Raw genomic sequence first — 14,626 nt, forward strand, 5'->3', positions numbered from 1 at the left:
ACTGCGAATCCACCAATGCGAAGGATTGCTCAGTGATCGCCCCCCTTCCCCTGGATCAACGCCTCGGGGTGACGTTCGAGATAATCGGAAAGTGCGTTCAAGCCAGCAAGCGTGCGTCGCAACTCGGTCAACGCCTGCCCTACGTCACTCTGCAATGGCGAACCCTGGTCAAGAATCTCCTTTGCCGCGCGAAACGCCCGCTGCGCCGATTCAAGTGTCGAGTGCGCCGCAGGAACGACTTCCGCATCGAGCCGCGCAAACAATGCGTTCGACTGCTGGAGCGTCGCGTCCAGATTGCTCCCAATCTGATTGATCGGCATCTGGTCGAGTCGGTGCACGATGGTCGACAACTGCTCCTGAAGTTCCTCAAGCGAGTTGGACAAGGTCGGCAATTCGACAGACGAGCGATCCGTATCGATGTGGGCCGGGGGTGCGTGCGGAAATACGTCGAGCGCGATGTACTTCTGGCCAGTCAGGAGACTTCCGGTGCGCACCTGTGCGCGTAGTCCCTGGACCACGAGATCGCGTAGCAACACCTTGCCTGCTGCTCCCGCGCCATCTCCCAATGCATTGCGATAGCTTTGCCCGAGCCTTGAGGGATAAAGGCTCAGCGTGACCAGCATGTCAAAATGCTCGCTCGTGGGTTTGAGGTCGATATCAACGGCTGTGACCGTACCCAATACGACACCCCGAAATTCGACTGGCGCCCCAACCGACAAACCTCGCACCGACTGCGCGAAGCGCATCTGGACCACGGCAGGCGGCCCGTAGTTCGCCCGCATGGCGTCTGCCCGGCTACCTGCGAGCGGAAAGTCATTGGCGTTCGCGTTCGCGTTCGCGTTCGCCTCGGCACGGACGTTCCCATGCGACGTGTCGAACGCCACGCCGCCCTCAAGCAGCGCCGCGGACGGCGGCGAGTCCAGCCTCATGCCGGCGGAGTCACGTGTGAACTCGACACCGCTCGACTGCCACCATCGAGTGCTGGAAGCGACCAGGCGATCAAAAGGCTTACGTACAAACACGCCGATGCGAACGTTGCCGCCATTGCGCTCCAGCGAATAACCGAGAACCTGCCCGACCTGCGCGCCGCGAAAATAAACGGGTGAGCCGGCATGCAAAGACCCGAGCGAAGCGGCACGAAGGACGAAACGCGCGCCTTCCTCCTCGCCGGTCATCACGGGCGGCATATCCAGGCCGGTGAATGCATGACAGGCTCGAATCGAATAGCGGTCGATATCGACGTCGATCCAGGTACCGGTGACAGCGGTCATGAGCCCCGAAATGTCTCTCACGTCAATGCGCGGGCGCACCACCCAGAACTTCGTTCCGCACATCGCGGCGCGCTGCGCGGCGGCATCGAGTTGCAACTCGGCGTAGACGTGTAGACCGTCAGCCGAGATATGTAGACGGGCGAGCCGGCCGATATCCACCCCGCGATAACGCACGCGCGTTTTCCCGATAGCCAACCCTGCGCCGGACGCAAAGCTCACGGTTACGCGAGGTCCGCCCTCCATCAGCGCATGAGCAAACGCCAAACCGCCAATCAAGGCCCCCACGAGCAACGCGGCCCAGATTACCCTGGGTCGCAGCCAGTCATTCACAATTTCCCCGTGACGACATCCCACACGCCGATCGCATATCGGTACGCGAAGGCCAATGCACGGCCGAGCGCGCCAGCAAAGAAGCTCGACGCATTGTGGGCAGCCCGTCGTTGTACACGCTGTCCGGGTGCGCGATGCCGTCGCTCTCGTTCGATTCTCTTAGCCGGATGATTCACGGTGTGCGCGCAACCAGGCGAGGTTGTCAGTGAAATTCGGACCGGTAGCCGATCGCGAATGCGATATAAATCAGGGACGCGAGCAGGCCTGCCATCGTCCCATAGCCGTCTCGCGAACCCGGGCCTTGTGTCACGTGGAATGGCATGCCGACGAGCAAATAGGCCACGCCGAAGGCAATTGACACCATCAGTGGCGGGGAAACCGACATCACGAGTTCGGCGAAGGCATGCATGGTCAATTCACGAATGTCCGTCATTGAATGAATGGGGCCCACAACAGGCGACTGGCACGAAAACAAGGCGACGACGCCCCCTTGGCCCAGACAGCCTCGTAGTCAGCGCAACTGTCAGCGCAACTGCGCGACGAGTGCGTCGGCGCCCTTGTCGATGCCGGTTCTGGCCGCGCTCAGAGAACCGAACGCCGCCGGCAGATTCATCGCGTTCGGATATTGCTTTGTCACATAGGCGCGCAGCAGACGCCCCGACGCGCTGTCGTACACTTCCACGGCATACGACACCGAACCGCTGAACGCCCCCTTGCCTCCGCGGATCGCCTGAACGCCGTTATAGAGATTTCCGGCGATATCGAAGTGCATCGCCTGACCGATCACGGCAGTCGTTTTCTCCGCGCCCGTCAAGGTGAGCTTCACGCGCAGCGCCGCCGACGATGGATGGGTTGCCAGATCGAACCGTTTTGACAGTCTCTCTGCAAAGGTCTTGTTCATGTAGTCGGCGAGCGCGGCCTTGTCTTCGTCCGACAAGTCGCCGAACTGGTTATCGCCGCCCTGGTACACCACGACCGGATCGACGATGATCTCCGAATAGCGCGACCAGATAACGGGCGCCGCATACCTGAACGGCGTTTGGGACGAGTCGTTATCCCGGTTCTCCTTCAACTGCGAAGACGAGGCGAGGCTCGTATAGGCGACGGGCTGCACGCCCGCACACGCGGACACCATCAGGAGTACTACACAGGCTGACGACGCCTTGGCAAATCGGATATTGAGCACGGAAACATCCTTTCAAATGGTGCCAAATGCCCCGGGCATTCGGCTGAGGTCACGATGCGACGAAGAGTAGCATCGGCTCGCTCGAATGTAAACCGTCTACCCGGTTTGTTTTTGACCGACCGGAGGGGTACAATCGCGGTTTCGTCATCAAACCGGCGCTCTCCTCCCGCGTGCAGGCCGTACGCGCACCATGCGAGCGCGAAATGCAGCGCCCAGCAACAATGGATAACCAGACACGTTCCGAGATTTCCCGCAAAAAGGCAATTGACGCTGCGCTTGCAATCTTGAGCCGAGACGGAGTCGGCGGATTGACCTTCGATGCGCTTGCGCGCGAGAGCGGCATTAGCAAAGGCGGACTGCTTCACCAGTTTCGCAACAAGCTCGGGGTGCTGCGCGCGCTGCTTGATCGTCAGCGCGAGCAGTTCGAGCAGATCGCGCACGAGCACCTGGCCGGTGGCACGGCACGGACTGAACCCGTTCTTTCCACACAGATCGCTATCTTCAGGGAGTCGATCAACCAGCCGGACTCCGTCGCACGCGCGGTGCTTGCGGCCCTGATCGAAAGCCCGGCCCTCCTCGATGACCTCAAAATTCACGACGCGGTCAAGATGGAGAAACTTCAAGCCGAGGCACGGGACCTCGAACTCTCGTTGCTGCGCTACTTTGCGGCGAGCGGCATCGCGTTCAGCACGCTGCTCGGGCTGTCAGCCGTGCCCGACGAGTTGCGCAACCGGCTTTTCGATCGGCTGCTAGACGACACGAAGTGGTGACAGCGCCGCTTCGTCAGGCTTGACGACGGGCTCGGTGACGTTCCTGCGCGTTGACCTCGACGAATGACGTCACAGCAGCGGCGGGTGCGGCAAACTCGGTATGCGATCGTTGAACGACGCCCATCTTGGATAGCGCTATTTGTAATGTCGGGAAACATCGCCGGCACGTACCGCGCCGGTCCGCGTGACGTACCCTGCGCAACCGCACGTCTGGTAAGCTGCCGCGAGATTCGTTCTCGTGGACTTTCATAGTGCGTCGTGCATCCATTGCAATCCGTGCACTTTTTGCGCTGTGCTTGCTCGGTGCAACATTCAATCATCTCAGAGCGATCTTGCAACATGGTTTGTTGTGGGATTACGGTTACGGCACCGCAATTTCGCCACTCAGCAAGGTCTACTGGGACACATTGACGGTCCTCGATCCGTTGGCGGCCGTACTCTTATTTCTAGAACCACGAACGGGTGTGCGGCTTACGGTGCTCGTAATCGTTAGCGACGTCTTGCACAACACTTGTTACGTTGCCGCGCACGATCAATGGTCCGCTTCGTTCTATCTGGCGCAAGTTGGATTTCTTGTTGTTGTGCTTTGTCTCGCGCCTGTTACAACGCGAGGGCTGGCGCCACGGGACCACGTGAGGACGTTCAAATTGTGGTAGCGCCAGTTACGTCGATGAGGGTTGGCCGGGATTCGTGAAATTTTCAAGCGGCAGACGCCTGACGTATGCGTTGTTCGTCAACAACGCGGGACCGTTGAGCGCACTCTCGGATACGCTCGACGTGTTCAACGATGAAGCGGACATTCTCGGGATCGTCTACGCGCGTTACTAGCGTGGATTGACGACATCGCGTCCGGCTCATGCGCTGGACGCGATGTGCGTTGCAGCGCTATAGCGTCACTGCAAATTCCAGAGCTGCGCCGAGATGGTTCCTTCGTCCTGGAAGACCGAAATCACGTCATCGAGACTCGACATCGGCACGTTGTTCACGGTCACGACAAACGCCAGCCGGTGCCCGCTTTTGGTGTCGATATAGCCAGCCAGCGAATGCCCTTTCAGAATCATCCCGGAGGGCGCGGACGCATCTGCGCCGACAAACGTGCCCGTTTTCGCGTGCACCTGACCTCTCGCACCCGCCAACGTGGAGTCGGACTCGAAGTTCGTGGTGTTGGCGAGCGTGCCGTCTACACCGAGTGTCGGCAACGAGTCCCGGTACGACGAAAACACGGATTGCGTGCTCATGCCCTTGAGCAGCGAAATGACAGCGCTACTGGTCGCGGTGGTATCGTCGCCGCCGCTGCCGTCGACGAAATGGTACTGGCTGGGCGCAATGCCGAAGGTTGAGGATAGCTCTGCCTGCTCAGCCGCGAGTGCGCCAGTCATTGTGGTCGCGCCGCTGGCAGCAAGGCCGTACAGCATCAAGCTCGTGTCGGCGCCTATGTTGTAGCTGACCTTCATCACGTATCTGGCGATTTGTGCGTAAGACTGGGACGTCAGTTGCGCAACCTGCGTACTACTCGAATACGAGCCCTTCGCCGGCAGCAACTGCACGGGATTGGACGCAACAGGCGTCGCCGTCACCTTTACGCCCGCGCGCGCCAGCGCCTCGATAAACACGGTGCGCGCGTAGCTGGAAGGGTCGGTCACGCGAAACGTACGGATCACCGGCCAGCTCTTCGTCAGCGCAGGCACATAGTCAGCCGGCACGTTGCCGCTGATTTCACCGGCACAGCCCGGTGTGCCGAAGCATGTCGGCGGCGCGGGTTCGAGCTTGATTTCGAGGTCGGACGCGGCGCTGCCCGTCGAGAGGGTGGACTGCACGCTAAACGCGGCCGATTTCGGCCGCCAGTCGAAAGGCATGACCGTGCCCGCGGCGCTCGGGTTCAAGGTGACGTCGATCACGTCGTCATTGACGAAGATCGGCCGCACCTTGAACTCGCTACGAAAGTCGAATGGCTCGAACAGCCTGTCGTCGATCACGACGTCGCCGTTGATCGTCCTGATACCGGCTGCGGCCACCTGCTGTGCGAGGGCGTTGTATCCGGCGAGCGGATCGGGGGTGGTCAGTATCGCATTACGTAGCGAGTTGGCTTCGTTGTGGTCGAAAGTGCTAATGGCGATCGTGCCGTCCGGGTTATCGCGGCCCCCCATTGTCAGATCCCCACTCGCCACCAGCACGAGGTTCCCGTTGAGTATGCCGCTCGCATCGACTGCGCCTTGACGGTAGACGGGCGTGACGAACTGATACTGGGCACCGAGTTGAATCAGCGCCGAGCCAACCGAGAAAAGTTTGCGAACCGAACCGATCAGCAGTTGCGCGTCCGGATTCAGGTCGTAGATGAGCTTCCCGGAGTCAAGGTCGATCACGCGCATCGACCATGTCGAACTCTGGTAGTTCGATTTGTGCATGATCTGCAGGATCGGATCGGGAACGCCAGCGTTCGAGCCACCCGAATCGCCGCACGAAGCCAGCAACATCGCGCCCGCTACGGCGGTCCACCGTTTCCATTGTCGATCGATGATTGGGCCCATGTATTTTCCTGGAATCCGGTTCGCGCGAAGCACCTGGCGCAAAACTGAACGTCGCTTACCCTGTGACAACACCAGGCAGCCCCGCCGTTCGCCCGGTCGGCCACGAGCGTGAAATTGAGAGGCCCCGTTGTTATCGGGGCCTCTTATTCATCGTTAGAGCGGGTAATTAGGATTGGCAGGCGGACTGAACGACGGGTCATAGATTTGGTGCAATGCATCGATCGAGTACTGCAAGCCGCCAAGGGTGTCGGCAGGCAGGCACGGTCCGCTGCCGCACCACGGACTCAAGCCATTTTTCTTGCCTTGCTGAGTGACCGTGTAAAGACCATACCCCGCTTCGTCATTCCAATGATTCGGAAAGGTCGGAATGGGCACGGTCACCGATGTGGTCGTCCGCCAATTATTAGGATCCCCTTGCGCAGTGCTTTGATTGCCGCCTTTCCACCACTCTTCCGCGTATGAGAAGAAGAATGCGCCGGCAAAGACGTTCTGGTAGGTCGACCCATACGCGAGGCTGTACATCTGGGTAATTTTTTTTGCCAGATTCTGATCGGTCGCCGTACTGACATACAGTCCGCCGCTTGCCTGGTCACCCTGACGGCCGGTGCCCGGCCAGCCAAACTCGGTGAAGATAACGGGGTGCTGCATCGAACCCGGCAGTTCCGCATAAGACATGTTTACAGACTTTTGAGTGTCGGCCGTCTTGCCTAGCACGGGGTCCAGGATCTCCGATTGATAGGTATTGAGGCCCCAAAAGTCGAACACCTTGGCCAGTTCCGCCAGGTAGGTGCGGCCAGCCAGAGCACCCGCCGAGAACTGGTTGTTCGCGGCCCATCGCAGCTGCGTGGGGTCGTCGTGGATCGCCCAGCCCACCAGTTTGCTGGGGGCGATCTGCTTGATCATCGACGCATATTTGATGGACTGCTCATAGTAAAAGTCGTTGGTGGGTGTTCCCGCGCTCTGGTTGCTGTTGAAGCCGTATGGATCCCCGTCCTGCTCGTTCATGATGTCGAAGCCCATGACCACCGGATTGTCCTTCAGCTCACTCACGGTCTCCTGAAGATTCTGTTCCCAGAATTTTATGAGGTTGGGGTCGGCGTTGACGTACTCGTTCTGCTTGAACATGATTGAGGGCATCGGGATATCCACCAGGACCTGAATGCCCAGGTCGGCACATCTTTGCAGGAAAGCACTATGCGAAAACTGGTGGCCTGTCAGGGGCAGCGTGACAGCGCCATTCGGCAATTGACGGTCGAGCATGGCGTAGACGCGAATGGTGTTGACACCCATGTTCTTAAGATTCTTGAGGTCGTTGCGGGCGACGCAGTTACTACCGCCACACTGCGACGCCGTGCCTTGCAATACGCCCTCGCCCCATAGCGAGTACCAGTTATAGAGATCGATATTGCCGTTGTTCTGCGTAGAAAATGAATCCCAGAACAGATCGCCTAGAGCGGGGCCGTCTTTGACGTTATAGCCCACCGGCGATGGCGAATAGGCTACGCCCCTGATCTGGTAGCAATCGCCGTTTCGGGTAATCAGGCAGTTTGCTTTCATTTGCGAGGCCCATGCCGTTGGCTTGCCAATATATGTCGTGTTTCCCGACAGGGCTAGCGAGGTGGCGAAATTGGACTGTGCCTGCGCAGCGGACACCGTGCAGCCGGACTGATCGGTCATATTGCACTTGCTGGGCGGCGCACTCTCGATGTCGATGCCGTTGTCTGGATTGTGATCGGCGTCCAGCGACTGCAGTACCTGCAACATTGCCGTCACATTACCCGTAGGCGTTTCGGCAAGGTCGATCGGGGTCAGCGTGGCGCCGCCGGTGGCGCTGCCCAGCAGGGTGCCGGTGGCATCTTTGCCAATGTAGAAGGACACCGTGTCGCCCGTCACATATTTAAACGCGCCATTCACGTCGGTCATGCCCGACTGGCCCGAGGGGCTGGCCGCGTAGTAGAGGCCCTTGACTGGACTGTCCGAGAACACGCCCGATTGCACCGGACTCTGCGAGTCGCTGCCTGAACAAGCGGCAAGTGCAAACGGCGCCAGCATGGCAATTTTCGCTGCCAGCGTGAATGGCTTCATTTTCATGGTACGAATTCCCTTGTTCGGTCGGTGTAGTTTTCTCAAATGCCTTGCAGGCGCTGGCAAAAAAACCGTCGTGTTGGGAAAACACGACCGGCTTTGCATCGCAAACAATGTGCTTCTCGACAACCGGCAGCGCACACATTCCGGAAAGTGTGCAATCACATTGTTAGCGGTGGCGGCAATCTTTCGGCGTTGCCTGTCTATCTGGATTGGCTAGAGTTAAGGACTGCTGCCCGCGGGAATGACATTCAGTGACTTCTTATCCAGCGTTCCTCTGGCTGGTGTTCTCGCGTAACGTCAGATAACCCATTGCTATATAGCTGCATTCACACTCCGGGAAATTCGTAGAACTGATTCACGCGGTTTCAAGCGTAACCTGATGAATGCTATGCCTTGGGTTTTTGCCAGGGAATGCTCCATATGGAGTATTTTCCCAATCCTTCGAGAAAATAGCGTAGCGCTGGGTACCACCAGGCAGCATGTCCTGAATATGGAGTGTCGATGACGTCGATATGCTATTTGAATGCGCAACCAGATCCGAAAGACCCGGACGGTTCACATGGGGGTTCCATGAAGCGATTGCATGTTCTGGTCATTGACGACCACGCCCTCTTCCGCGAAGGCCTGAGACTGTTGCTTCGACACGTTCGGCCCGGGATTCAGGTGGATCTTGCGTCGAACGTGGCGGGAGCAGAGGCAGTCCTGGAGCGGGCGCATCTCGTGGACCTGATCCTGCTGGATCTGCAGTTGCCGGGCATGCAGGGTGTGCAGGCACTGCACGCCATGCGAGAACTTCACGACAACATCCCCATCGTCGTGCTCTCGGGTAACGAGGACCCCGACGTCATCCGACTCACCATCGACAATGGTGCAATGGGTTTCATTCAGAAGTCCGGGAATTCCGAAGAGATGATGTCTGCAATCGAAACGGTACTCGCCGGCGGCATCTCGCTGCCGGCCACGTGTTTGCTGAGTGTCACACGCACCCTCGCTGAGCGTGACCAGGTGCTGCGCGAAGTCGGTGTCTCCACCCGACAGGGCGCGGTGCTCGCGCGCATAGCGCAGGGCAAGACCAACAAGGCGATTGCAGAGGAACTCTGCATCTCCGATCTGACCGTGAAAACCCACGTGCAGAACCTCTTCAACATCCTGGGCGTGCGTAGCCGCGGTCAGCTTGTGTATGTGCTGGCGCGCCTCGGCTGGCGCGGGGCGGATCTGGCATGAGCACCGAGGCACACTTTGACGCCGCCACGGCGGGCGCGACACTGGGCCAGGCGCCGACTGATGCAACCGCCAGCGAGACGAAACGCGTACTCAAGCGTGAGTGCATCCAGTTGCTCGCGCAACGCTCTCGCGAAGCCGGCCCAGCCTTTGTCGTTGGGACCATCCTCTTCACGATCGTGTTCTGGGGCAACGCCCCGGTCGCTGCGGTGATTGGCCCGGTGGTGCTGGTGGCAACCGTCAATGCCTACCGGGTATGGCTGAGTCGCGGACTGCTCAAGGGCGCGCTACAGGAACTCGAGGATCGCGAAGTCCCGCGGGTCTTCGGTCAGTATGTGGCGTTCGCGACCGTGAACGGCCTGTGGTTTGCGTTCGCCTCGGTCGGCTACTTTGGCGCGCTGTCGCCCGGAGGGCGCGCGGAGTGGACCATCCTGGTGCTGCTCTCGTTGACAGGTTCAGTCGTGACTTATGCGTCGTATGTTCCGGCCTACCGCGCGCTGGTGCTCCTGTCCCTCCCTCCGCTCGCGTTCGAGTGGTTGCGGCTCGGCACGGGTTCGGCCTACATTATCGTCTTCACGCTCTTTGGGTTCCTGGTGACGACGTTGCGTTTCTCACGCAACATGGCGGATGTCTTCGAACATTCGGTGCGTATCCGCTTCGAGCGTGAGGAGGCGATGAAGGCGCTTGAACACCAGCAACAGCTCACCGGGATTGAGCACAGGAAGGCGATCGACGCGAACATGGCGAAGTCGCGCTTTCTCGCCAACGCAAGCCACGACCTTCGCCAGCCCGCTCAAGCGCTCGCCCTCTATACCGCGGTGCTGCGGGAAACGTCGACCACCGACGAGCAGCGCGAGATTGCAGACAACATTGCGCGCGCAAGCCGCGCGCTGGGTGGACTGCTGGACAACCTGCTGGACCTCTCGCGGCTCGATGCCGGCGTCGTGAGGGTCAGGTATGAGCACATCGACTTGCAGGAACTGGTCGAGCGTCTCGCCCGCGAGATCGGGCTGGTTGCACGGGAACGCAATATCATGATCGAGTCATCGTGCCCGGATGTGGTCTTCCATACCGACCCCGTGCTGCTCGAACGGCTGCTGCGCAATCTGCTGGACAACGCGGTCAAATTCACGGAGCAGGGCAGCGTAAGGATCGACGTCGTACCCGAAGCGCATACGATTCAAATCGACGTATCCGATACAGGGCCGGGCATCGAACTGGAACATCAAACGCAGGTGTTCGAGGAGTTCTTTCAGTCGCACAACCCGGAGCATTCGCGCGAACGGGGTCTCGGGCTCGGCCTGTCGATCGTCTCGCGTCTCGCGCGCGTGCTGGAAGCCACAGTCACCCTCCGCTCGCAACCGGGTGAAGGGACCATATTCAGCGTACGCCTGCCTTTCGATGCAGCGGACTCGGGTCGCACGCGGCTGGCGCCGGAGGGGCTTGCGGGCATTACGCGCTTCGACGGGATCGCGATGCTGGTCGTGGATGACGATCGCGTGGTGTGTGACAGCCTCGCGCGTCTACTCAGGGCCTGGGGCGCCCAGGTCGACGCAGTGAAGAGCGCCGCGCAGGCGCTTGAACTGGCGAACGAGCGTCAATGGCGCGTGTGCCTGAGCGACCTGCGCCTGCAACACGGTGAGGACGGACTCGATCTCGCGATGGCCCTGAGGGCCAGGATGCCAGCGCTTTCGGTCATCTTTGTGAGCGGCGACATTGACCCGGCACGTATCCGGCATGCAACCCGCATTGGCGACGCGCTGCTGCATAAGCCTGTCGATGAAAGCACCCTCGCGCGCCACATCGCGCAAGCGCTCCACATGGGGTAGCAGCGAGCCAGCGAAGGTTCACCCTGGCATCTTCGGATGACTGAATTTGTTGTTTCAACTTGCTATTATCCATGAAGCTCCGAGACAGGATTCCCCAGTGAAAGTGGGCAGCATAACTCGATAGTAATTTGCATCAACACGGTTCCGGCAACACGGCCCGCGCGGCCATTCGCCGTCGCGTTCTGCGTCTTTATCATCCGCTCGCAACGGCCAACCGTGGATGAACAGGTCTCCGGCAAGCTCACGTTCTTGAAGTACGCGGTCGCTGCGATCGCAATTGGCCCTCGGGCTGCTATCGACGCGAAAGTGGTTCGCCCATGTGGTTGCTGTCCGTATTCCCGCGGCGACAAGCGGCAACGCCGGCACTACGCCCTGCCATGGCAATGCCGGCATAGAACTTCTCAACGACATATGCAAACCAACCACAACTCATCATGACAATGAAAGCGGAATCCACAACGACTCCCCACTTCCTGATGCGTCGGCGCGTTCTGGGCACGGCATTGTGTGGCGCGCTGAGCGCATGTGGCGGTAGCGCCGCCGTGACGACAGGTTCGGGTTCGGCAACCGGGCCAGTATCGGATGCACAGGTTAATGCGGCACTTGCGCAACTCGATGGGCTCGCACGCAGCATGATGGCAACCTCGGGCATCCCCGGCATGTCGGTCGCGGTTGTGCGGGGCACGAACACCGTCTTCGCGCAGGGCTACGGCGTCACCAGCGTGACAACCCAGCAGGCCGTCAACGCCGACACCGTGTTCCAGCTCGCTTCGGTATCCAAATCTGTCGGGGCGACGGTCGTCGCGGCGCAGGTCGGTCAAGGCGTCGTGAGCTGGGACACCCCCATGTCCCGCATACTGCCGTGGTTCACGCTGGCCGACCCGACCACCACAGCGAAGGTGACGGTCGGCGATCTCTACGCGCATCGCTCGGGATTGCCAGAGCATGCCGGCGACACCCTCGAAGAGATCGGCTACGACCAGACGCAGATACTGCAACGTCTGCACTACCTCGCGCTCGACCCGTTCCGTACGACCTATCACTACACGAACTTCGGGCTCACCGCGGGCGCGGCCGGCGTCGCGGCGGCAGCGGGCGTGGACTGGGCCACGCTCTCGCAGCAAGCGATCTACCGGCCGCTCGGCATGACGCGCACCAGTTCGCTCTACGCCGATTTCGCCGCACGCTCGAATGCGGCCGCGGGCCATGTTCTGGTCAACGGCAAATACGTGCCCGGCCCGCTGCGTGACCCCGACCCCCAGTCACCGGCGGGCGGCGTCAGTTCGTCCGCGAACGACATGGCCCGATGGCTAGCCATGCTGCTTCGCAACGGTACCGTCAACGGACAGGTGGTGATTCCCGCCAGCGCGCTTCAGCCGGCACTCTCCCAGCAGATCGAGAGCCGCCCCGCCACTGCGACGCTGCCGGCCGCGTATTACGGCTACGGCTTCGTTGTGAGCACGACCGACAGCGGCCGCGCAATGTTCAATCATTCCGGCGCGTTCACCGCCGGCGCGGCGACTACCTTCATGGTCGTGCCGTCAATGGACCTCGCCATTGTCGTGCTCACCAACACGGCACCAGTAGGCGTGCCCGAAGCGCTCGCGCAACAGTTTTTCGATCTCGTGCAGTATGGCAAGGCCCAGCAGGACTGGCTGGCGTTTTTCACCTCGGTGTTCGCCGTGTACTCGCAACCAGTGGGCGCGCTGGCGGGCGCGACGCCCCCCGCGTCTCCTGCACCCGCGCAGCCTCTCGCCAATTACGCTGGCGTCTACGCCAACGACTATTTCGGTCCGCTACAGGTCGCCGTCCAGGACAATGCGCTCGTGCTCACTCTCGGCCCCGCCAGCACCCAGTTCACCTGCACGCACTGGAACGGCGACGTGTTCAGCTACGTCCTGCCGCCCACGGAGGCTCCGGCTGGCTCGCGCTTCGAGGTCAGTTTCGCGGGGCAGCAGGTGACGCTCGACAATTTTAACGAGCAGGGCTTGGGGACGTTCACGCGCGCGTCGTAGCCGGGCGGTGAAGCGCGCTTCGCCGAGGGCGCGGCGCGCAACCCCGTTTTCAGGTGGATCGAATTCGTCGCATTCAGAGCGGAAAGACGCCCATCACCACGCATGCCAACGTCATGACAACCGACGCGCCGAAAAGGAACGGAATGGCGAATTTTTGATGCTCGGACAATTCCAGTCCTGCCAGGCCGACCAGAAGAAACGTCGCGGGCGTCAGCGGGCTCACCGGAAAGCCGGTGGTCATCTGCCCGAGAATGGCGGCCTGAGCAACCTGAATTTGCGGGACGCCAAGCTGATGCGCCGCGTTCGCCACGACCGGCAGAATGCCGAAGTAGAACGAATCCGGATCGAAAATCAGGCTCAGCGGCATGGAGATCAGCCCCATGATGAACGGGATATGCGAGGCGTGTTCCGCAGGAATGAAGTGAACGGCGGCGTTCGCCATGGCATTGAGCATGCCGGTTCCGGACATGACACCGGTAAAGGCGCCGGCCGCGAGCAGCACGCCGGCCATCATCAGCGCGGCGCGGGCATGCGCATCAACGCGTGCGCGCTGTTCGTCGGCATTCGGGTAGTTGAGAAACAGCGCGATGACCGTGCCGATCATGAACATCACGACCGGCTCGACCTTGCCGCTGATCATCACGCCCATCACCAGGATGGTCAGGCCGAGGTTTGCCCAGAACATTTTCGGCCGGCGCAGCGCCCGCTCCTGTTCTGACAACTCGCGCGTCGGCACGACGAACGCGGCGCCATCGTGCACCAGGCCGAGGCGCCGCTCTTCACGCTTGCCCAATACGAACGCGGTCACGAGCACGAATACGATGCCTACCACCTGAGCGCCAATGAGCGGGGTGAAAATATCGATGGCCGGGATATGCAGCGCGACGGAAGCACGGATCATGACCCCGCTCCAGGGCAGAAAATTGATGCCCGCCCCCAACGCCGCCATGCAGGTCAACAAGCGCTTGTCCATGTTGAGCCGTTCATAGACCGGCAACATGGCTGGCACCGTGACGAGGAAGCACACCGCGCCGGAGCCGTCGAGGTGAATGAGCAGCGCGAGCATTGCCGTGCCCATCAGAATGCGCGTGGGGCGCCCGCCCACCATCCGGAGAATGCGGTTGATGATGGGATCCAGCATGCCGGCATCGCTCACAATGCCAAAGTACAGAATCGCAAAGATAAACATGCCGACGACGGGTGCAACGCTCTCGATGCCCTTGACGACGAACGTCGCCGTTTTCAATCCGGAGCCGCTGATCAGTGCGGCAACGATGGGTACGGCGATCAGCGCCACGAGGGGCGACATCTTCTTCGTCAGGATGAGCGTCAGTAGCGTCAATACCGATATGAGCCCGATGATTGCCAGCATGTTGTCTCCGTGCGCC

General features: G+C 60.6%; 11 protein-coding genes. 5 read left to right on the forward strand and 6 right to left on the reverse strand.

Going from position 1 to position 14,626, the window contains the following annotated elements; translation table 11 throughout:
* Nucleotides 1-29: 29 nt before the first annotated feature.
* From C7401_RS24945 to C7401_RS24955, 3 genes are all read right to left on the reverse strand, one after another.
* Nucleotides 30-1,601 carry a PqiB family protein gene (locus C7401_RS24945; protein WP_258397225.1) on the reverse strand — a complete coding sequence of 524 codons (1,572 nt, stop codon included), beginning with the start codon at nt 1,599-1,601 and terminating at the stop codon, nt 30-32.
* Between the two features lie 202 nt (nt 1,602-1,803).
* Nucleotides 1,804-2,034 (reverse strand): hypothetical protein, encoded by a 231-nt coding sequence (locus C7401_RS24950; protein ID WP_112174092.1) that lies wholly within the window; start codon nt 2,032-2,034, stop codon nt 1,804-1,806.
* Nucleotides 2,035-2,124: 90 nt separating this feature from the next.
* Nucleotides 2,125-2,736: a DUF3313 domain-containing protein gene (locus C7401_RS24955; protein ID WP_112174093.1), complete on the reverse strand. Its 612-nt coding sequence runs from the start codon at nt 2,734-2,736 to the stop codon at nt 2,125-2,127.
* A gap of 272 nt (nt 2,737-3,008) precedes the next feature.
* Here C7401_RS24955 and C7401_RS24960 point away from each other — a divergent pair, with 272 nt between their 5' ends.
* Nucleotides 3,009-3,557, forward strand: coding sequence for a TetR/AcrR family transcriptional regulator (locus C7401_RS24960; RefSeq protein ID WP_112174094.1), 549 nt, complete (start codon nt 3,009-3,011; stop codon nt 3,555-3,557).
* Between the two features lie 690 nt (nt 3,558-4,247).
* Nucleotides 4,248-4,385, forward strand: a complete 138-nt coding sequence (locus C7401_RS45080; protein WP_181565682.1) for a hypothetical protein — start codon at nt 4,248-4,250, stop codon at nt 4,383-4,385.
* Nucleotides 4,386-4,450: 65 nt separating this feature from the next.
* Here the strand turns inward: C7401_RS45080 and C7401_RS24970 are convergent, their stop codons facing one another.
* Nucleotides 4,451-6,118 (reverse strand): D-alanyl-D-alanine carboxypeptidase/D-alanyl-D-alanine-endopeptidase, encoded by a 1,668-nt coding sequence (locus tag C7401_RS24970; protein WP_309252001.1) that lies wholly within the window; start codon nt 6,116-6,118, stop codon nt 4,451-4,453.
* 120 nt (nt 6,119-6,238) lie between these two features.
* Nucleotides 6,239-8,176 carry a cellulase family glycosylhydrolase gene (locus C7401_RS24975; RefSeq protein ID WP_181565683.1) on the reverse strand — a complete coding sequence of 646 codons (1,938 nt, stop codon included), beginning with the start codon at nt 8,174-8,176 and terminating at the stop codon, nt 6,239-6,241.
* 498 nt (nt 8,177-8,674) lie between these two features.
* On the opposite strand from C7401_RS24975, the gene C7401_RS24980 reads away from it, so the two are divergent.
* From C7401_RS24980 to C7401_RS24990, 3 genes are all read left to right on the forward strand, one after another.
* A complete protein-coding gene (locus C7401_RS24980) occupies nt 8,675-9,397 on the forward strand; it encodes a response regulator (RefSeq protein WP_112174098.1) in 723 nt (240 codons plus the stop codon).
* On the forward strand, nt 9,394-11,223 hold the full coding sequence (locus C7401_RS24985) for an ATP-binding response regulator (protein ID WP_112174099.1): 1,830 nt from the start codon (nt 9,394-9,396) through the stop codon (nt 11,221-11,223). Before C7401_RS24980 ends, C7401_RS24985 begins: the two co-directional genes overlap by 4 nt.
* 476 nt (nt 11,224-11,699) lie before the next feature.
* Entirely contained in the window at nt 11,700-13,238 is a 1,539-nt protein-coding gene (locus C7401_RS24990) for a serine hydrolase (RefSeq protein ID WP_112174100.1), read from the forward strand.
* A gap of 73 nt (nt 13,239-13,311) precedes the next feature.
* Here C7401_RS24990 and C7401_RS24995 read toward each other — a convergent pair whose 3' ends face one another.
* Nucleotides 13,312-14,610, reverse strand: coding sequence for a CitMHS family transporter (locus C7401_RS24995; protein ID WP_112174101.1), 1,299 nt, complete (start codon nt 14,608-14,610; stop codon nt 13,312-13,314).
* Between the last annotated feature and the right edge of the window lie 16 nt (nt 14,611-14,626).

The organism is Paraburkholderia unamae (assembly GCF_003268775.1).
In the GTDB taxonomy this organism is placed as follows: domain Bacteria; phylum Pseudomonadota; class Gammaproteobacteria; order Burkholderiales; family Burkholderiaceae; genus Paraburkholderia; species Paraburkholderia unamae.